Source organism: Mycobacterium toneyamaense (assembly GCF_055384815.1).
This window is the reverse complement of the sequence record NZ_AP040333.1, coordinates 745,315-763,741: the sequence shown is the minus strand read 5'-3', so window position 1 is coordinate 763,741 and position 18,427 is coordinate 745,315. Positions and strand designations below refer to the sequence as shown.

Sequence of the window (18,427 nt, the reverse complement as noted above, 5' to 3'; positions counted from 1 at the left end):
ATGTCAGGGCGCCGCATATGGTCCAGTCGATAACGATCCAGCACGGCCGAAACCTGTGTGGCGGTTCTATCGAGTCTTGCCAATGCCGAGTTGTGGCGTTCGCACAAGATGTTGGACGACAGATTTTTGATTGAAACGTCTTGTGCCGGCCCTTTCAGCCACGGAAGTCCGCCGACCCGAACTGTCTTGCCTTCACCGAACAGTCTCAGGATGCCGGCGCTCAGCCAGTGTTCTTTGGATATCCGGGTGGAGCAATCACTTGTGAAACCGGCATAGCAACGGTCGTGCCTGTAGCAAGTTGGAGCATCCGTTAACAGCGGCGTATACGGAGGAAGAAACCAGCGTCCAGTTGCCCTCGCTGCGTGGCAACCTGCGGCAGGAACGCCAGACCCACAGGGACACGGCTTGTCATACGAAGGCCCCCACTCCCGCCCGGCGTTCTCGAATTGGACTGGACGCGTCGGGGGGGTCGAACAACGCGGCGGTGAACATACCTCTATCGATATCACGTGATCAGCTGTAGCTTTCGCCCAAATGTACCGCGCAGGGCTGCGCCATTTCGGAGCGCGTATTGCCGCTGACGGCGCACCGTCGTCACCGTTGAGCCGTCGCATCTCAGAGCGCACCTCAGATCGCCGAGTTCGTCAGGAAGCTCCCGGAACACAGTCGGGTAGCAATGGCTGTCCGCTACTCGGATTCCACACGCACGTAGCCACGCTGGAACGGCCACGACGCTTCGTTCAGCCAGACCAAGTAGGTCTGTCAACCACGTCCTGCAGGAGGCGCTCTTCGCCCGTCGAGCGTGTCGCTTGCCGAGATTCCACGTCGCGTGTCGCCTCGCCAGCCGCCACGCTCGGCGTAGGACGCTAGCCCGGCAGGTAGATCAGCCGAGCCATGACCACCGTGATCACCATGGTCAGCGCCAGCAGCGGCACACCGACTTTCGCGTAGTCCGAGAACCGGTAGCCGCCGGGTTCCATCACGAGCATGTTGGTCGGCGACGACACGGGCGTCACGAACGCGGCGGAGCAGGCGATCGCGACCGTCATCGCGAACCCCTGCGGCGAGACGTGCAATGCCTGGGCCGCTTCGATGGCCACCGGCGCGATGAGCACGGCGGTCGCCGAGTTCGAGATGAACAGGGCAACCACCGCGGTCACCAGGAACACCACCGCGAGCATGCCGGTCGGCCCGAGATCGCCCAGAGTGTCGACCAGGTGATGAGCGATCAGCGTCGTCGTGCCGGTCTTGGCCAGCGCCGTGGCCAACGGCAGCATCCCCGCGATCAGGACCAGGGTGCTCCAGCTGATCAGCCGGTAGATGCTGTCGACGCGGACGCACCCCGCTCCGACCATGGCGAGCGCACCGAGCAGCGCCGCGTCGGCGCTGGGCAGCCAGCCGAACGCCATGCACGTGACCATGGCGATGAGGATGAGCACCGCGGCACGGCCCCGGCCCGGCGCCACCAGCCGCTGTTCGTATTCGGCGGGCAGGTTCAGCAGGATGAAGTTCCGGCGCGAATCGCTGAGCCGCTCGATGTCGTCCCAGTTGCCACCCACCAGCATCGCGTCGCCGAAGTCGAGCGTGCGGCTCGCAAGGTTCTCGGTGATGTTCTGACCGCGGTGCCGGACCGCCAGGACGGTCACGTTGTGAGCGGCGGCCAGATCGAGGTCACCGAGCGTCATACCGATCGACTTCGACTCGGGCGCGAGCATCACCTCGGCCACCCCGACGTTCTGCAGCACTTCGCGGCGCTCGTCGTCGGCGCGCGGGCCGGTGACCTGACAGCGCAGGTCGGCCGCCACCGCGGCGGTCTGCTGTTCATCGACGAGCGTGAAGACCAGATCGCCTGCCTCGAAGACGGTTTCCGGCCGCGCCGACAGGTATTGCGCCGGGCCGCGGGTGTGCTTCTCGAAGCCGAGAAGATCGAGGCCGTAACGCTCGCGCAGCGGTTGGCGTTGCGCCGCAACCGATTGCCCCACCAGTGGTGAGTCAGCGGATACGTGCAGCAGGTGCCAGCGGGGCCGCAGCCCGTAGGACGCGATGACGTCGAAGGTGGAGGGTTGCTGTGCGTCGGCCACTCCGGTCCGGTTGCGGCTCAAGAGGTTACGCCCGACCAGGAGCATGAAAACAAGACTGACCGCGAGCGTGACGACACCGAACGGCGTGAAGCCGAAGAAGCCGAGCGTCGGCGTGATGCCGCGCTGGCTGAGGATGCCCTCGATGATGATGTTCGGCGACGACGCGATCGACGTCATCATGCCGCTGATCATGACGGCGACGCACAAGGGCATGAGCATGCGTTTGCGGTTCAAACCCGTTGCGGCCGTGACCGTCAGCACCACGGGGATCAGCATCGAGACGATCGCCGACGAGTTCATGACCGACCCGATACCGGCCGACAGGACCATGATCAGCGCGACCAGCCGCGACTCGCTGCGGCCGCCGACCTTGACGACGAACTCACCGAGCCGCTGCGTGATCCCGGTGTTGACCAAGCCCGCGCTGACGATGAATATGCCGGCCAATAGAATCACCACGGGCGAACCGAAGCCGGCCAGCGCCTCGGTCGGCGTCAGCACGCCGGTGCTCATCAAGGCGACGACGACCAGTACCCCGACGATGTCGGCGCGCGGACGGCCCCACACGAACAGGCCGATGGCGCCGGCCAGGATGCCGACGACGATCCACATCTGATGAGTCACTGGCGAACCTGAACGACGCCGACCGATACGAACACCCTTGATCAATAACATTCGCCGCCACGGATCGGTCGGAGATGCCCCGAATCCGGAGCGCACGTCGCCGCCACGCTATTGCCCCAGCACGCATTCGACCGTCGAAAAACTACGCATTGTTCAGGAATTTCCGCAGTCGTACAGTCAATCTGGCAACCACATTTCTGGAGGTCCAGACATGCCTGTGGACGAAGACAAGCTGAACCAATTTCTCGGCATGGCGATCGGCGACATGGGTGCCGCGATCAGTGCCGGCCTGGTCCTGATCGGGGACCGGCTCGGGCTGTACAAGGCCCTGGCGGCTGGGCCGCTCACGGCCACGCAGCTGGCCGAGAAGACCGGCACCGTGGAGCGGTACGTGCGCGAGTGGCTGGCCAACCAGGCCGCCGGCGGCTACGTCCAGTTCGATCCGGACAGCGGCATGTGGTCGATGAGCCCGGAGCAGGCCGCCTGCCTCGCTGATCCGAACGGTCCCGTCGACATCCCCGGCGCCTACAACATCGTCGAAGCGGTGTTCCACGTCCTCGACCGCACGACCGAGAACTTCAAAACCGGCGCCGGCCTGGAATGGGGCGAGCACCATCCGTGCCTGTTCGCCGGCACGGAGCGATTCTTCCGCGCCGGCTACAACGCCGAACTCGTCGGCTCCTGGCTGCCGGCACTGGACGGCGCGATCGAACGCCTCGAGTCCGGTGCCAAGGCGGCCGACGTCGGCTGCGGCCACGGCGTCAGCACGATCCTGATGGCGAAGACCTATCCGAACTCGACGTTCATCGGTTATGACTACCACCCCGAGTCGATACACGTCGCGACCGAACGCGCGGCGGAAGCCGGGGTGACGAACGCGCGCTTCGAGGTCGCCGATGCAACAAGCTACGCGGACAACGGTTTTGACCTGATCGCGTTCTTCGACTGCCTGCACGACATGGGCGATCCGGTCGGCGCCATGCGGCACACCCGGGCCGCGCTCAACGACGACGGCATCGCGATGATCGTCGAGCCGTTCGCCGGGGATCACGTGCAGGACAACATGAATCCGATCGGCCGCATGATGTACGGCGCGTCATCGCAAATCTGTGTCCCGGTGTCACTCGCCCGCAACGGGCCGGCGCTCGGCGCGCAGGCCGGCGAGGCCAGGCTGCGCGACGTCGTCGTCGACAAGAGCGGCTTCACGCGGTTCCGGCGTGCCACCGAGACGCCGTTCAACCTCGTCTTCGAAGCGCGGCCGTAACGGCGTCAGGGAATCAGGATGTAGCTCATCCCGGGGATGTGCTGGGTGTCGCGGGTCCACCAGGCGAACGGCCCGCCGTGGGACTCGTTGTTCATCTCGGTGATGTTGATCCAGCGGCCGGACACCGAATTCACCCAGGCCACGTGGCCGTACTGGCTCACCCCGGGCAGTTCGGCGGGGTACACCGCGATGGACCGGGCCTGCGGTTCGTCCACGACCGTCCAGCCGCGGGACCGTGCCGCGTCCGCCCAGACCTTGGCGTTGCCGTGGATGTCCGGGTAGTAGCCCACGTTCTGGAAGGCCATCTGCAGCGCACCCCACGTGCACTGGCCCGGCCAGCCGGAGTTCGAGGCCTGTACCGCGCCCATGGTCCGGGCGGGGCCGGCGTACTGCTGGCCGGCGGGCTGACCGGTCTGCTGACCGTAGGACATGGGGTCGACGTACGACGCCGAGTCGGCGTTGCTCGGGGGCGCCGCCGCCACCCCCGCGCCCGCGATCAGAGCGGCCGCGAGCATGACACCCGCATACGACTTGAAGCTCATTGCGTACATCCGTCCCCCCGATCAAGCGAACGAACCGATGCTTGGATCAAATCACAATTCGGTCACGATTAGACACGAATTCAAAAACATAGCTTGGCAAACTGTCAAGTTTTGCTCAAGACATGCTGATCACAGGGCCGCGGTCAGTTACCGGTTCAGGCGGAATTGCAGGTTGTTGCGCACCGCGGGCCATTCGACATCGAGGATCGAATACACCACGGTGTCCCGGCGGGAGCCGTCACTGAGCAACTGATGTGAGCGCAGTACCCCGTCGAGCTTGGCTCCGAGCCGCTCAATTGCCGCGCGACTCGCCGAGTTGAAGAAGTGGGTTCGCAGCTCCACTGCTATACAGTCGAGCGCTTCAAAAGCGTGCCAGAGCAGCAGCAGCTTGGCTTCGGTATTCACGCCGGTCCGCCGAACCGACTCCACGTACCAGGTGGCGCCGATCTCCAGGCGCCGGTTGGGACCGTCCACATTGAGATAGCTGGACGACCCGATGAGCCGGCCGTCGAGCGCGCGCACGACGAACGTCAGCCCGGTATCTGGATGCTGCACCGCCAACCGGGCCTGCACCCATTCCGCTGCCGTCGCCGGCGAGGGCGCGGACGTGAACCACAACCGGCCCAGGTCTTCATCGGCGGCGGCCGCGGCGATCTCGGGGATGTGATCGGTGGTGAGCGGCTCCAGCGTCACCCACCGCTGCCCCGTCAGCACGACGGGCTCGACGAATCCCATCACGACCGCCAGGCGACGACGGAGGCCAGCACCGACAGCACGATCGCCAGCACCGCCGACACCAGACCGATGTACAGCCCGTACGACGCGACCACCGGGCTGTGCACGTACAGCACGTGATACCAGACCCCGAGCGCCGCCAGCCCGGCCGAAAGCACCAGGGCCACAACGGAAGCCGCGCGCGACGAGAGCCGGCGCGCGGCCATCGTGGCCGCCACGAGCAGGCATGAGGACAACAGGACCATCAGCTGCCCGACACCGAAACCCGGTGGCGGAACAGTGATGTGCCCGACCTTCCCGCCGATGGCGTTCGCGTGCCCCGCCGGGCTCGACAGCCACGGCAACCAGGCACTGACCAACAGCACCAACGCGCACAGCGCGACGATCCAGGCGGGCCGCAACCGTTCCATGACAAGAGCGTATAGACCGTCCGGCAGGCCGACGCAGCTGATCAGCCGTAGCCTCAAGTGCCATGACCGATCTCCCCGATTGGGCGCGGCAGCTCGACCTGTCGCCGCATCCGGAAGGCGGCTGGTACCGCGAGACCTGGCGCAGCGACCTGACCGTCCCCCAATCCGCGCTGCCCGCGCAGTATTCCGGCCCGCGCAGCGCCGGGACCGCGATCCTGTTCCTGCTGATGCCCGGGCAGCAGTCCGCCTGGCACACCGTGCACAGCGCCGAGCTGTGGCTGTTCCACCGCGGCAGTCCGCTGGTGCTGGAGGTCGGGCCGGAGCAGGCGACCGCGGACACCGTGCTGCTCGGGGCGGACGTCGCGGCGGGCGAACGGCCACAGGCGCTGGTCCCGCCGGGGCACTGGCAGCGGGCGCGCCCCCGTGACGACGAGCCCACCCTGGTGAGCTGTGTCGTGGTGCCCGGCTTCGACTTCGCCGACTTCGCGCTGGTTGGTCAGTAGGGCACATGCAGGGGCACGTCATCGTCTGCGGCACCGACGCGCTGGCCAACCGGATCGCCGAGGGTCTGCAGGCGGCGGGTGCCACCGTCGTGACGATCCACGAACCCGCCGGCCTCAAGGCGGCCATCGTCACCAGCGCCGCCGCCATCGTGTGCGCCGGCGACGACGACGCCGTCAACCTCGAAATCGCGCTGCTGGCAAGGGAACTCAACCCCACAGTCCGGGTGGTGACCCGGCTGGCCAACAGCGTGCTGCGCGCCGCGGTGGCGCAGGACAACGGACCGGGCGCAGTTCTCGACGTCGCCGACCTGGCCGCGCCGTCGGTCGTCGAGGCCTGCCTGGCCCGCACCACCCACACCATCTCGGTGGCCGGCGTGGACTACGTCATCTCCGGCACCGACGCCCCGCGCGACGCCACACTGCGGGAGATGTTCGGTGACCTGGCGCCCGTCGCCGTCGTCCGCGGGGAGAACTCGGACGCGCCTGGCGAGGTGACGCCTTGCCCCGGTAGGGATTTCGAGGTGCGCGCCGGCGACTGGACCGCCGTGATCGGCACCGCCGACGAACTCGCGGACGCCGGCATCACGGTGCCGCGTCCGCTGAGCAACCGAACCCACCGCCCATGGCCGCGGCGCGTGATCGACACGCTGCGCGTCCTGCGCGACGACATCAACCCCATCTTCTGGTGGGCCCTGGGCACGTCGATGTCGCTGCTGCTCGGGTCGACGGTGCTGCTGCGCTTCGCGTATCACAACCCGGCCGGCATGAGCTGGATCGATGCGCTGTACTTCTCGACCGAGACCATCGCGACGGTCGGCTACGGCGATTTCAGCTTCATGCATCAACCAACCTGGTTGCGGCTGTGGGGCATTGGGCTCATGTTCGCCGGCGTCACCACCACCGCGATCCTGGTCGCGTTCGTCGCCGACGCGCTGCTGTCCCGTCGGCTCGGCAACTCGTCGGGGCGCCGGCGGGTGCAGCACCTGCGCAACCACATCGTCGTGGTGGGCCTCGGCTCGTTCGGTATCCGGGTGGTCAGCGACCTGGTTGCGGCCGGCTACGACGTCGCCGTCATCGAACGGGACGAGACCAACCGGTTCCTGGCCCAGGCCGCCCAGCTGGATGTCCCGGTGATCTTCGGCGACGCGACCCTGCGCCAGACCCTCGAGCTCGCCCGCCTGGACCGGGCGCGCGCCATCGCGGTGCTGACGCAGGACGACATGGTCAACATCGAGACCGGCATCGTGCTGCGCGAGATGCTCAGTCCCCGGGTGCTGCCGGAGATCGACCGGCCCGACGTCCCACTGGTGCTGCGGATCTACGACCGCACCCTCGGAGCGGCGGTGGCGGGGCGCTTCGGCTTCGCGCACGTCCGGTCGACCGTCGAGCTGGCGGCCCCGTGGTTCGTCGGCGCGGCGATGGGGCTACAGGTGTTGGGCACCTTCTCGATGGGCCAGCAGTCGTTCTTGGTGGGCGGTGTCCACATCGACGCGGGCAGCGCGCTCGACGGGATGCGGATGGCGGAGGTGCCGACGCAGATTCGGGTCATCGCCATCGCGCGGGCGGGCACCACGCTGCCGCGACCGCGGCGCGACGCCCAACTGTGCGCCGGCGACACCGCGTATCTGGTCGGTCCGTACCGCGAACTGATCGAGACGCTGCTGACCGGTCAGCGGACGCCGTAGCGCCACGTCAGGCCGCGATCATCAGGTCGATGGACAGCTGGTCGCAGATGGCGTGGGTGGTGGGCCAGTCACCGCGCTGCGTCGCGCGGGCCAGTTCCTCGGTCAATGGGCTCTGCACATCCAGTTCGGCGAGCCAGCCCGCGACCGTCGCCGCCAAGCGGTCCGCCGTGACGCCTACGGCGTGACGATCGTGGAGCTGGTCGACGATCTCGTAGGTCGGCCCATCGGTGATAGTCGCGGGGTGCTGGTGCCGCCAGTGGATGTTCATATCGGTAGGAGCACCGAGCGGGCCGGATCGGGACAGTTTTTTGCGCCGAAAATGAGCTTGTGTCCGAGAATCCGCGGGATCTTCGGACACAAGCTCAGGCTCGCCGCTCAGTCCTTCAGCGACGACAGGTTGAACGCCGCGCCCGTCGGGTCGGTGACGGCCGCCAGCCGGCCGTACGGGGTGTCCTCGGCGGCGCGCACCACGGAGCCGCCGTTGGCGGTGATCAGTTCGATGGTCTTGTCGACGTCGTCGCTGCCGAGGAAGACGTTCCACGTGGAACGGTCCAGGCCGGGAATGACGGAGCCGTCCATGACGCCGATCAGCGGCTCGCCGTCGAAGATGGCGTTGCTGTATCGGAACTCGGGGCTGTCGGCCTCGACCTGCAGCTCCCAGCCGAACACCGTCGTGTAGAACTCGGTGGCCTTGGCGAAGTCGGTCGTGGTCAGCTGGAACCACACCGGGGCGCCGGCCTCCTCGTACGCCTCGAAGCCCTGGTGCCCGGTCGGCTGCCACAGGCCGAAGAAGGCGCCCGTCGGGTCGGTCAGCATGGCCATCCAGCCCTTCTCGGGCACCTCCATGGCGGGGATGCAGTTGGTGGCGCCGGCGGCGACGGCAGCGTCGATGGTGGCCTGGATGTCAGCGGTGTGCAGGTACACGGTCCACGCGTCGGGGGCGTTCCACGCGGGGTCGCTCGCCATCATGCCGCCGACGTAGCGGCCGTCGCGCCGGGCGTTGATGTAGCCCCCGTAGTCGGGTCCCGGGTTTTCGTAGTCCCAGCCCAGCACGGTGCGGTAAAACCCCTGGGCGCCGGCCACATCCGAGGTGGCGAGGTCGATCCAGATGGGCGCGCCCAGTGGGGTTGCGGTACGAGTGGCCATGGTGTTCTCCCTAGACGAGTGACTGGGTGGTCACCGATACAGACAAGCACCCCGCCGAAAACTCATCGCGGCGGCGTCGACAAGAAAGCCGACATGAAAAAGGTGGCGAGAATTCGAGAATTCTCGCCACCTTTTCTGACGGGCCTACACCGACGCGAACAGCGCCTTGAACTTCTCCAGTGACTGGTGGATGTCGGACCGCAGTGCAGCCGCCACCACCATGCCGATGGGGCCGAACAGGGCCGGGCCACCGAGGTGGATGTCGAACGCCACGTTCGAACCGTCGCCGGCCGGCGTGATCTTGGCCATCAACTTGACCCGGACCCCACCCTTGCCGACGCCGTTGAGGGTCAACGATCCCGGCGGGTTGTAGTGCACGATGGTCCAGTCGACCCGGTTCAGCATGCCCTTGACCTCGACGACGGACGAGATCTGCGTGCCCTTCCCCAGGGTCTCGGGCAACGGGCTGCGCCACATCCGGTGGATGGACAGCCAGTCGTCATACCGGGAGAGGTCCGACGCTGCCTCCCAGGCCTTTTCGGGCGACAGCGGTACTTCGATGGAACTTGCGAGTTTTGCCATGACTACTGCTGTTCTTGCGTCCCCTCGGCAGGAGCCTCAGCAGCAGGCTGGTCTCCTGCGACGGCCTTCTTCGCCGCTTCCTGTGCGCTGTCGACAGCGCCCTTGAACTTGCCTTCGGTCTTCTCGTCGACGATGTCGCCGACCTTCTCGATAGCGGCTTCGACCTTGTCGGCGTTCTGCGCCGCCAAGTCCTTCACCTTGTCCAGAAATCCCATGATTCCCACCCTATCTATTGCCGGATTGTCCGGTGAACGTCCTCATTCTTCATTGCTCTTCGGTTCGCCACAACCGTCGCGGCTCGCCCAGCCAGCGGCCCTGCAGCCACCACAACACCTCGATCACACCGGCGCCCACCAGCCCGATTCCGACGGCCGCCGAGGTCAGCGCCAGGTTCGACGGATCGAGCATGAACTGTTGCTGCGCCCAAGGAATCGAAAAAATCACCACATATGCCAACGCCGACGCGGCGACCAGCGCGACGCGCCACCACTGGTACGGCCGTGCCACCACAGCCAGCACCCACACCGCCGACACCAGCAGCGTGATCAGCGCCGCGGTGGACGCCTGGTTCTGCTCGACCGCGTCCGCGTACTTCCCGTGATACGCCAGCAGGTAGGAGGCGAACGTCGCGGCGCCCACCACCAGGCCCGACGGCAGCGCGGCCGTCATCACCCGGCGCACGAAACCGTGGTGTGCGCGTTCATTGTTCGGCGCCAACGACAGGATGAACGCCGGAATGCCGATGGTGAACCACGCCGCGATGGTGACGTGAATGGGCTGGAACGGATACAGCACCGGCTCGGTGCCGAAGAACCTGGCGGACAGACCCGCCAGGCCCACCAGAACCGCCAACAGCACCGAGTAGACCGTCTTGGTGAGGAACAGGTTCGAGACGCGCTCGATGTTGCCGATGACCCGGCGGCCCTCCCCCACCACGTACGGCAGGGTGGCGAACTTGTTGTCCAGCAGGACGATCTGCGCGACGGCGCGCGTCGCCGAGCTGCCCGATCCCATCGCGACGCCGATGTCGGCGTCCTTGAGCGCCAGGACGTCGTTGACGCCGTCGCCGGTCATCGCGACGGTGTGGCCGCGGGATTGCAGGGCATGCACCATGGCGCGCTTCTGGTCCGGGCGGACGCGGCCGAACGTGGTGTATTCGCTGACGGTTTCGGCCAGCTGCTCGGGATCGTCCGGGAGCCGGCGGGCGTCCAGCGTCTCGCCGTGCAGGCCGAGTGATCCGGCCACCGCACCCACCGACACCGCGTTGTCACCGGAGATCACCTTCACCGAGACATGTTGCTGCGCAAAGTACTCCAGCGTCTCCCCGGCGTCGGGTCGGACGCGCTGCTCCAGCGTCACCAGCGCCGCGGGGGTCACCTCACCGGGCGCGTCGGGTGCGTCGACGGGGCGGTCCGACGAGCCGAGCAGCAGCACCCGCAGGCCCTGGGCGCCGATCTGTTCGGCCTGCTCGGCTTCGGGTGAACCGGCCGCGAGCAGGACGTCGGGCGCGCCGAGCACCCAGTTGCCGTGCTCGCCGTAGGACACCCCGCTCCACTTCGTCGCCGATTTGAACGGCGCGTTCGCGGTCTGGGTCCAGCCCGGCGGCAGTTTGTACGCCTCGGCGATGGCGGCCATGCTGGCGTTGGGCCGGACGTCGTCGGCCGCCATCTGCGCCAGCACCGACGCCGCGTCGTCGGCCGTGAAGGTGCTCAGATCGCTTACCCGCATACCGTTTTCGGTCAGCGTTCCGGTCTTGTCGGCGCACACCACGTCGACACGGGCCAGGCCTTCGATGGCCGGCAACTCCTGCACCAGGCACTGCCGCCGGCCCAGCCGCACCACGCCGACGGCGAACGCCAGCGACGTCATCAGCACCAGGCCTTCGGGCACCATCGGCACCAGGGCGCCGACCGTCCGCAGTACCGACTCCTTCCAGCCCACGCCCGTGACGGTGAACAGCTGGGTGTAGATGATCAGCGCACCGGCCGGCCACAGCAGGTAGGTGATGAACCGCAGGATGGTGTTGATGCCGCTGCGCAGCTCAGACTTCACCAGGGTGAATTTGCTTGCCTCGGCGGCCAATTGGGCGGCGTATGCCGCGCGGCCGACTTTGGTCGCACGGTAGGAACCACTCCCGGCGACGACGAAGCTGCCCGACATGACGGCGTCACCGGTGCCCTTGTCGATGGGGTCGGCCTCACCGGTGAGCAGCGACTCGTCGACCTCGAGGTTGGCCGCTTCCAGCACGATTCCGTCGACCACGATCTGATCACCGGGACCGAGTTCGATGACGTCGTCGAGCACCACCTCGCCGGCCGGGCGCTCCGCTGTGCCGGACTGCCTGCGCACCAACGGTTTTGCCTGCCCGACGATCGCCAACCGGTCGAGCGTCTGTTTGGCCCGCAGCTCCTGGATGATGCCGATGGCACTGTTCGCGACGATCAGCAGCCCGAACAGCCCGTTGATCACCGAGCCCGTCGCCAGCACGATCAGGAACAGCGTCCCGAGGATCGCGTTGATCCGGGTGAAGACGTTGGCGCGGATGATCTCCGAGACGCTGCGGGCCGCCCGCGTCGGGACGTCGTTGGTCTGGCCGGCGGCGACGCGCTGGGCGACGTCGGCATCCGACAGACCGCTGAGATCCGTCGTCACGCTGCGTTCCGGATCGTCGACAGTCACGCTTCATTCCCCCACGAAGTCGGGATTTGTGCACGAAAATCCGCGGCAGGCGCGGAAAATCGTGCACAAATCGCTATCGAGACGGCCGCCACCACTCATCGAGGCCCGGTAGCCGGGCCGGCTCCACCCGTTGGCCCGGCATCGGCACGGCCACGTCCACCGATTCGTCGCGCGCGGCGATGATCATGCGCTCGACCGGCTCGGACCACGGGTGCGGCGCCAGCCGGAACGTCGCCCAGTGGATCGGCACCAGCAGGCCGCTGTCGGTCACGTCGCGATGCGCCCGTACCGCGAACTCGGGATTCATGTGGATGTCCGGCCAGCCCGGGTGGTACGCACCGATGGGCATGAGGGTCAGGTCGAACGGCCCGTAATCGGCGCCGATGTCTCCGAAGCTCTTGGTGTAGCCGGTGTCGCCGCCGAAGAACGCCCGGTGCTGCGGGCCGATCAACGCCCACGACGCCCACAGCGTGGTGTTGCGGGTCAGGAAGCGTCCCGAGAAGTGACGGGCCGGGGTGCAGACGAGGGTCAGCTCGCCGAGCTTGGCGCTCTGGTTCCAGTCGAGTTCGACGACGCGCTCGGCCGGGATGCCCCACCACCGCAGGTGCGCGCCGATGCCGAGCGGGACGAAGAACTTGGCCCGCTGCATGCTGGCCAGCTGCGTGACGGTGTCGATGTCGAGGTGGTCGTAGTGGTCGTGGCTGATGATCACCGCGTCGACGGCCGGCAGCGCCTCAAGCGGCGCGGGCACCTCATGAAGCCGCTGCGGACCCACCCGGCGCGACGGCGAACACCGCCGGCTCCACACCGGATCGGCCAGCACGCGGTAGCCGTCGATCTCGATCAGCGCCGAGGAATGCCCGTACCACGTGACCGCGAGATCCCCGGCCGGAAGACCGGGATCGGGTACCACCAGCGGGATGGGCATGGGCGGACGCTGTACCGCGCTGCTGGTCAACAGTTCGCGCACCAGCCCGGCCTGCTGCTCCCGAGTCAGCTCGGTGCCCGACGGCGGCTCGAGGTTGACGAACACCCCGTCGTGATAGTTGGGCGAGTTCGCCGCCACCGCGTTGATGTCCACGGGGCCGGCGCCGAGTGCGGCGGGCGCGCCATTGAGCGCCCGCAACACCCAGCCGCCGGCTGCCAGCGCCGCCGTTCCCCACATCAGCCGCAGTGCCCGTCGCAGCATCAGGCGCCCTGGAACCTCGGCGCCCGCTTCTCGAATCGGGCCACCTGCGCCTCGATCACGTCGGGGCTGGCCCAGGCCTTGTTGAACATGCGGGTGTGTTCGCCGCGGACGGTGTCGTAGGCACCGTCGTCGTTGAGGACGCGCTTCGAGTGCGCCAGCGACAGCGGCGCGTAGCCCGCGATCTCGGCGGCCCAGGCCTGCGCGTCGGCCAGCGTGCCGGTGCGGTTGATCATCCCGGTCTGCAGAGCGGTGTCGAATTCGAGACGCTCGGCGGCGAGCAGCATGGCGCGGGCCCGGCCGTGGCCGACCAGGGACGTCAGCCGGCGGATGCTCCAGTTGTCCAGCGCCAGACCGTATTTGGCGATGGGGAACTGGAAGAACACGCCCGGTGCGGCGACCCGAAGGTCGCAGATCATGGCCAGGATGACGCCCGCGCCGATCGCGGGACCGTTGAGCGCCGCGATGATCGGGATCGGGCTGGCGTCGATGGCCAGGTTCAGGGCCAGCGCCTTGTCCGGCAGTTCCCTGGCCACCCCCTCGGCGTCGGACAGGTCGGCGCCCGCGCTGAACACGGTGCCCTGCCCGGTCAGGACGATGGCGCGGGTGTCCGCCGGCGAGGCCTTCTCGATTTCTTCACGTACGCCGTCGACGAGCGCGGCGTTGAGCGCGTTGCGCCGCTCGGGGCGCTGCATTTCCAGGGTCAGGACATTGCCGTCCCGGGTCACTCCGATCATTGGGCCAGCCTAGGCGGTGCGCCGATCGAGCGCCGAGCCGCGTTGCGGAGTAGCGCCGGTGTTCAGGTGCGACGATTGGCGCGTGCCGCCCACTCCACCCGAGCAACCCCGGGCGAATCAGTTCGCCCATCTGTTGACGCTGGTCGCGGCCAACGCGATTCCCGCGGTCGGCTGGTTCACGCAGGAGTGGTCCGCGGCGACGACGTTGATCGTCTACTGGTTCGAGACCGTCGCCGGGTTGCTGTTCATCTACGCCCGCGGCGTCCTGCAGCAGCGGTGGAACCCGCGTCGCGGCCATTTCCGGTACGAAGCGCCGCAGTCGAAGGGGCCCGTGCGGACGCGAGGAGCAATCGAGTCACGAGCCAAGCCCGGTTCCTTCATCAAAGGGTTCTTCTTCATCAACGCGGTGTTCTGCGCGGCGCACGGCGTCTTCATCGCGGTGATCCTGCTGATCCTGACGCACAATGGCAACGCCGAGCTCGTCGGTCTCAACTGGCGCAGTGCGGGCATCGGCTGCCTCCAGATGCTCGTCATCGTCGCCGTCGACTTCCTCGTCGACGTGCCGTACCTGCGCCGCTGGTCATTCGGCGTGCTCGAGCAGACCGCCAACCGCAGCTTCGGGCGGGTCGGGGTGGTGCATCTCGCGCTGATCTTCGGCATCTTCGCCGCCGCGGTGACCAACTCACCCGCCCGGATGTTCGGAGTGTTCGTCGTGCTCAAGACGCTGTACTCCCTCGCCTCGGCGCTGCCGATGTACGAGCCGGCCACCCCGCCGAAGTGGCTGAGCCGGGCGATGAACCGCATTCGCCGCGAGCCGGAGGGGCAGCGGTTCGAAGACATGTGGGTGAAGGATCAGGCCGCCGAGGTCAGACGCCGGACGCGAAACGACGAAGTGTGGACCGGGGCCGGGCGGTAGCCGATTAGCCTGACCGGGTGAGTCGGACCGGAGCCCGTCAGTTCTTCGACGCCATCCTCGACGACGGATCGTTCCGCAGCTGGGACGGACCGCCGCTGGAAGTGGCCGTCACCGACGATTACCGCGCCGAGCTGGCCGACGCGACGCTGCGCACCGGGCTGGACGAGTCCGTCCTGACCGGTGAGGGCACCGTCTCCGGTCGGCGGGTGGCCGTGTTGGCCTGCGAGTTCGACTTCCTGGCCGGCTCGATCGGGGTGGCCGCGGCCGAGCGGATCACCGCTTCCGTGCAGCGCGCGACGGCGCTCGGCTTGCCGCTGATCGCTTCGCCGTCCTCGGGCGGGACGCGCATGCAAGAGGGCACCGTCGCGTTCCTGCAGATGGTGAAGATCGCCGCGGCCGTCGAGCTGCACAAAAAGGCGCACCTGCCGTATCTGGTGTACCTGCGGCATCCGACCACCGGCGGAGTGTTCGCCTCCTGGGGATCGCTCGGGCACCTCACCGCGGCCGAACCGGGCGCGCTGATCGGGTTCCTCGGGCCGCGGGTCTACGAGCAGCTGTACGGCGAGCCGTTCCCCGACGGCGTGCAGACCGCCGAGCACCTGTTCGCCCATGGCGTGATCGACAGCGTGGTGCCGCTGGACAAACTGCGCGGCGTCATCGATCGGGTGCTGACGGTGGTCGCGGACCCGCCCGCCCCAGGGATTTGTGCACGATTTTCCGCGGTGGGCGCGGAAAATCGTGCACAAATCCCTGAGGTGCCGGCGTGGGAGTCGGTGGAGGCGTCGCGGCGGGCAGATCGGCCGGGCGTGGATTACCTGCTGGCGCACGGGGCGACGGACCGCGTGTTGCTGTCCGGGACCGGCCGCGGCGAATCGGGGACGACGCTGCTGGCGCTGGCCCGGTTCGGCGGGCAGCCGGCGGTGGTGGTCGGCCAGCGCCGGGTGATCGGCGGCCTGGTCGGGCCGCGCGCGCTGCGGGAGGCTCGCCGCGGCATGGCGCTGGCGGCCGGTCTGCAGCTGCCGCTGGTGCTGGTGATCGACACCGCCGGGCCCGCGCTGTCGCAGCAGGCCGAGGAGGACGGGCTCGCCGGCGAGATCGCGCTGTGCCTCGCCGAACTCGTCACGCTCGATACGCCGACGGTGTCGGTGCTGCTGGGCCAGGGCAGCGGCGGCCCGGCGCTGGCGATGGTCCCGGCCGACCGGGTGCTCGCCGCCCAGAACGGCTGGCTGGCTCCGCTGCCCCCGGAAGGCGCCAGCGCCATCGTCTACCGCGACGTCGACCATGCCCCGGAACTTGCTGCCGCCCAAGGTGTTCGGTCCGCGGATTTGTTGAAGGCCGGCATCGTCGACGTGATCGTGCCCGAGGAAGTCGACGCCGCCGACGACCCGGCCGGGTTCACCGAGCGGCTGTCTGCCGCCATCGCCGCCGAACTGCACACGCTGCACACCGTGCCCGCGGCACAGCGGCTCGGGGTGCGGCTGCAGCGGTACCGGCGGATCGGCGTCCCCGACAGCTGATCAGGCCTCGTCGAGATAGCGCTGCAGCGTCGGCGCGAGCCAGTGGACGAGGTCGTCGTCGCTCATCGCGACGATGGGCGGCAGCTTGAGCACGAACCGGCACATCGCCATGCCGAGCACCTGCGTGGCGATCAGCCCTGCGCACCGCGCGGGGTCGGCGGGCTCGAGCCGGGCGATGGCGGGCCCCAGCTGCTCGGCGAAGATGCTCTGCATACGCCCCGCGGCGTCGGCATTCGTGGTCGACGAGCGCAGCAGCACGATCAGTCCGTCGTCCTGCGTCCAGCGGTCGAGGAAATGTGCGACCAGTGTGGCACCGACCTCTGCCTTCGGGACGCCGGACAGATCAGGGAAGCGCAGGTCAAATTCGGCTGCGGCGGCGAACAATTGGTCCTTGTTGCCGAAGTAGCGCATCACCATGGACGGGTCGATGTGCGCGTCGGCGGCGATGGCTCTGATGGTCGCGGCCTGGTAACCGCTCGTCGCGAACCGTTCCCGGGCGGCGGCGAGGATAACCGCCTTGGTCTCTTCTGACGATCTGCGCATGCCAACAATTGTATGCCAACAGTTGTTGACTTCGAGGCCGAAAGGCGCAACCATAGTTATGCCAACAACTGTTGGCATACGCGGAAGGAGACGCAGATGACTGACACCGATGTGCTGATCGTCGGAGCGGGCCCCACCGGACTCGCCCTCGCCGCCGCGCTGCAGGCCCGAGGTGTCGACGCCCTCGTGGTCGACCGCCTGGCCGCCGGCGCCAACACCTCACGCGCTGCGGTGGTGAATGCCCGCACGCTGGAGGTCCTCGAAGCGCTCGGCGTGTCCGAACGCCTTGTTGAGCAGGGCATTCCAGCTCCGCGCTTCACCATCCGCGATGGCCACAAGACGCTGATCCCGGTCGACTTCAGCGCGCTGCCGACCCGCTACCCCTACAGCCTGATGGTGCCGCAGTGCATCACCGAGCAGGTGCTGCTGGACCGCCTCGGCGAACTCGGCGGCAAGGTCATCCGGCCGAAGACCCTGACCGGCGTCACGCAGGATGCCGACGGTGTCACGGCCCGGTTCGATGACGGTGAGGTGATCCGCGCACGGTACGTCGTCGGCGCTGACGGCATGCACAGCGTCGTGCGGGAGCAGGCGGGAATCGGCTTCAGCGGCGGGCAGTACGGGCAGTCGTTCGCCCTCGCCGATGTGCGTCTCACCGGCGACGTCACCGACGACGAGGTGATCCTGTTCTGGGCGGCCACCGGGCTGACGGTCGTCGCTCCCCTGCCCGGCGGCACCTACCGGATCGTGGCGCCCGTCGACGAAGCACCCGAGGAGCCGTCCGTCGCCTTCGTGCAGCACCTACTCGACACCCGCGCGTTCGGGCCGGGCCGGGTGACGGTGACCGGCGTCGAGTGGGGATCCCGGTTCCGGGTGCACCACCGGGTCGCCGAGAGTTACCGCGCCGGCCGGGTACTGCTCGCCGGCGACGCCGCCCACGTCCACAGCCCCGCCGGCGGCCAGGGCATGAACCTGGGGATCCAGGACGCGCTCGCGTTGAGTGCTGCTCTCGCAACCGCTTTGGCGACGGAGCGCGACGGGGTACTCGACGAATACAGCGCGACCCGGCGTCCGCTGGCCCAGCAGGTGGTGACCCTCACCGACCGGCTGACCCGGCTGGCCACCTTGCCCGCGCCGGTCCGCCCGCTCCGGAACCTGTTGATCGGCCTGGCCGGCCGACTCCCTGCCGTGCAGCACCAGCTCGCGTGGCGGTTGTCCGGGCTGTCCAACCGCTGAGCGGTCCGGACAACGGAAAAGCCGAGCCCGGTCTTCGGGGG

Annotated in this window: 18 protein-coding genes; 6 read left to right on the top strand and 12 right to left on the bottom strand. The window is 68.0% G+C overall.

Going from position 1 to position 18,427, the window contains the following annotated elements; translation table 11 throughout:
- Positions 1-866: 866 nt before the first annotated feature.
- A complete protein-coding gene (locus ACZ5IQ_RS03640; protein WP_464480828.1) occupies positions 867-2,705 on the bottom strand; it encodes an SLC13 family permease in 1,839 nt (612 codons plus the stop codon).
- A 211-nt stretch (positions 2,706-2,916) separates the two neighbouring features.
- Between ACZ5IQ_RS03640 and ACZ5IQ_RS03635 the strand changes: the two genes are divergently transcribed.
- Positions 2,917-3,969 carry a class I SAM-dependent methyltransferase gene (locus ACZ5IQ_RS03635; RefSeq protein ID WP_406775877.1) on the top strand — a complete coding sequence of 351 codons (1,053 nt, stop codon included), beginning with the start codon at positions 2,917-2,919 and terminating at the stop codon, positions 3,967-3,969.
- A gap of 5 nt (positions 3,970-3,974) precedes the next feature.
- Here the strand turns inward: ACZ5IQ_RS03635 and ACZ5IQ_RS03630 are convergent, their stop codons facing one another.
- From ACZ5IQ_RS03630 to ACZ5IQ_RS03620, 3 genes are all read right to left on the bottom strand, one after another.
- Entirely contained in the window at positions 3,975-4,511 is a 537-nt protein-coding gene (locus tag ACZ5IQ_RS03630; RefSeq protein WP_406775876.1) for a CHAP domain-containing protein, read from the bottom strand.
- A 147-nt stretch (positions 4,512-4,658) separates the two neighbouring features.
- Positions 4,659-5,249, bottom strand: a complete 591-nt coding sequence (locus ACZ5IQ_RS03625) for a GNAT family N-acetyltransferase (protein WP_318986755.1) — start codon at positions 5,247-5,249, stop codon at positions 4,659-4,661.
- Positions 5,246-5,656, bottom strand: coding sequence for a hypothetical protein (locus tag ACZ5IQ_RS03620; RefSeq protein WP_226520670.1), 411 nt, complete (start codon positions 5,654-5,656; stop codon positions 5,246-5,248). The genes ACZ5IQ_RS03625 and ACZ5IQ_RS03620 overlap by 4 nt, the downstream gene beginning before the upstream one ends.
- A gap of 62 nt (positions 5,657-5,718) precedes the next feature.
- Between ACZ5IQ_RS03620 and ACZ5IQ_RS03615 the strand changes: the two genes are divergently transcribed.
- Together ACZ5IQ_RS03615 and ACZ5IQ_RS03610 are read left to right on the top strand one after the other, a co-directional pair.
- Positions 5,719-6,159 carry a cupin domain-containing protein gene (locus ACZ5IQ_RS03615; protein WP_406775875.1) on the top strand — a complete coding sequence of 147 codons (441 nt, stop codon included), beginning with the start codon at positions 5,719-5,721 and terminating at the stop codon, positions 6,157-6,159.
- 5 nt (positions 6,160-6,164) lie between these two features.
- Positions 6,165-7,844, top strand: coding sequence for an NAD-binding protein (locus ACZ5IQ_RS03610; protein ID WP_406775874.1), 1,680 nt, complete (start codon positions 6,165-6,167; stop codon positions 7,842-7,844).
- 7 nt (positions 7,845-7,851) lie between these two features.
- Here the strand turns inward: ACZ5IQ_RS03610 and ACZ5IQ_RS03605 are convergent, their stop codons facing one another.
- From ACZ5IQ_RS03605 to ACZ5IQ_RS03575, 7 genes are all read right to left on the bottom strand, one after another.
- Positions 7,852-8,112, bottom strand: a complete 261-nt coding sequence (locus ACZ5IQ_RS03605; RefSeq protein ID WP_212813138.1) for a hypothetical protein — start codon at positions 8,110-8,112, stop codon at positions 7,852-7,854.
- A gap of 107 nt (positions 8,113-8,219) precedes the next feature.
- Positions 8,220-8,990, bottom strand: a complete 771-nt coding sequence (locus tag ACZ5IQ_RS03600) for a VOC family protein (protein ID WP_406802172.1) — start codon at positions 8,988-8,990, stop codon at positions 8,220-8,222.
- 144 nt (positions 8,991-9,134) lie between these two features.
- Positions 9,135-9,572: a type II toxin-antitoxin system Rv0910 family toxin gene (locus ACZ5IQ_RS03595; RefSeq protein WP_212813148.1), complete on the bottom strand. Its 438-nt coding sequence runs from the start codon at positions 9,570-9,572 to the stop codon at positions 9,135-9,137.
- Between the two features lie 2 nt (positions 9,573-9,574).
- The gene (locus ACZ5IQ_RS03590; RefSeq protein WP_212813150.1) at positions 9,575-9,787 is read right to left on the bottom strand and encodes an antitoxin; all 213 of its coding nucleotides are present in this window, start codon (positions 9,785-9,787) and stop codon (positions 9,575-9,577) included.
- A 49-nt stretch (positions 9,788-9,836) separates the two neighbouring features.
- The gene (locus tag ACZ5IQ_RS03585; RefSeq protein WP_464481413.1) at positions 9,837-12,224 is read right to left on the bottom strand and encodes an HAD-IC family P-type ATPase; all 2,388 of its coding nucleotides are present in this window, start codon (positions 12,222-12,224) and stop codon (positions 9,837-9,839) included.
- Between the two features lie 100 nt (positions 12,225-12,324).
- The gene (locus tag ACZ5IQ_RS03580; RefSeq protein WP_464480827.1) at positions 12,325-13,440 is read right to left on the bottom strand and encodes an MBL fold metallo-hydrolase; all 1,116 of its coding nucleotides are present in this window, start codon (positions 13,438-13,440) and stop codon (positions 12,325-12,327) included.
- Positions 13,440-14,174: an enoyl-CoA hydratase gene (locus tag ACZ5IQ_RS03575; protein ID WP_464480826.1), complete on the bottom strand. Its 735-nt coding sequence runs from the start codon at positions 14,172-14,174 to the stop codon at positions 13,440-13,442. Before ACZ5IQ_RS03575 ends, ACZ5IQ_RS03580 begins: the two co-directional genes overlap by 1 nt.
- A gap of 82 nt (positions 14,175-14,256) precedes the next feature.
- Between ACZ5IQ_RS03575 and ACZ5IQ_RS03570 the strand changes: the two genes are divergently transcribed.
- Complete coding sequence (locus ACZ5IQ_RS03570; RefSeq protein WP_464480825.1) at positions 14,257-15,090, top strand: DUF6498-containing protein; 834 nt, start codon at positions 14,257-14,259, stop codon at positions 15,088-15,090.
- Between the two features lie 17 nt (positions 15,091-15,107).
- Positions 15,108-16,607, top strand: coding sequence for a carboxyl transferase domain-containing protein (locus ACZ5IQ_RS03565; RefSeq protein ID WP_464480824.1), 1,500 nt, complete (start codon positions 15,108-15,110; stop codon positions 16,605-16,607).
- Here the strand turns inward: ACZ5IQ_RS03565 and ACZ5IQ_RS03560 are convergent, their stop codons facing one another.
- On the bottom strand, positions 16,608-17,150 hold the full coding sequence (locus tag ACZ5IQ_RS03560; RefSeq protein WP_464480823.1) for a TetR/AcrR family transcriptional regulator: 543 nt from the start codon (positions 17,148-17,150) through the stop codon (positions 16,608-16,610).
- A 96-nt stretch (positions 17,151-17,246) separates the two neighbouring features.
- Between ACZ5IQ_RS03560 and ACZ5IQ_RS03555 the strand changes: the two genes are divergently transcribed.
- Positions 17,247-18,386, top strand: a complete 1,140-nt coding sequence (locus tag ACZ5IQ_RS03555) for an FAD-dependent monooxygenase (RefSeq protein ID WP_464480822.1) — start codon at positions 17,247-17,249, stop codon at positions 18,384-18,386.
- Positions 18,387-18,427 lie beyond the last annotated feature (41 nt).

Excerpts from the sequence above, each read along its gene's own strand:
- ACZ5IQ_RS03635 (WP_406775877.1), top strand. The coding sequence starts at position 2,917 with ATGCCTGTGGACGAAGACAAGCTGAACCAATTTCTCGGCATGGCGATC.
- ACZ5IQ_RS03630 (WP_406775876.1), bottom strand. The coding sequence starts at position 4,511 with ATGAGCTTCAAGTCGTATGCGGGTGTCATGCTCGCGGCCGCTCTGATC.
- ACZ5IQ_RS03620 (WP_226520670.1), bottom strand. The coding sequence starts at position 5,656 with ATGGAACGGTTGCGGCCCGCCTGGATCGTCGCGCTGTGCGCGTTGGTG.
- ACZ5IQ_RS03615 (WP_406775875.1), top strand. The coding sequence starts at position 5,719 with ATGACCGATCTCCCCGATTGGGCGCGGCAGCTCGACCTGTCGCCGCAT.
- ACZ5IQ_RS03610 (WP_406775874.1), top strand. The coding sequence starts at position 6,165 with ATGCAGGGGCACGTCATCGTCTGCGGCACCGACGCGCTGGCCAACCGG.
- ACZ5IQ_RS03605 (WP_212813138.1), bottom strand. The coding sequence starts at position 8,112 with ATGAACATCCACTGGCGGCACCAGCACCCCGCGACTATCACCGATGGG.
- ACZ5IQ_RS03600 (WP_406802172.1), bottom strand. The coding sequence starts at position 8,990 with ATGGCCACTCGTACCGCAACCCCACTGGGCGCGCCCATCTGGATCGAC.
- ACZ5IQ_RS03595 (WP_212813148.1), bottom strand. The coding sequence starts at position 9,572 with ATGGCAAAACTCGCAAGTTCCATCGAAGTACCGCTGTCGCCCGAAAAG.
- ACZ5IQ_RS03590 (WP_212813150.1), bottom strand. The coding sequence starts at position 9,787 with ATGGGATTTCTGGACAAGGTGAAGGACTTGGCGGCGCAGAACGCCGAC.
- ACZ5IQ_RS03580 (WP_464480827.1), bottom strand. The coding sequence starts at position 13,440 with ATGCTGCGACGGGCACTGCGGCTGATGTGGGGAACGGCGGCGCTGGCA.
- ACZ5IQ_RS03575 (WP_464480826.1), bottom strand. The coding sequence starts at position 14,174 with ATGATCGGAGTGACCCGGGACGGCAATGTCCTGACCCTGGAAATGCAG.
- ACZ5IQ_RS03560 (WP_464480823.1), bottom strand. The coding sequence starts at position 17,150 with ATGCGCAGATCGTCAGAAGAGACCAAGGCGGTTATCCTCGCCGCCGCC.
- ACZ5IQ_RS03555 (WP_464480822.1), top strand. The coding sequence starts at position 17,247 with ATGACTGACACCGATGTGCTGATCGTCGGAGCGGGCCCCACCGGACTC.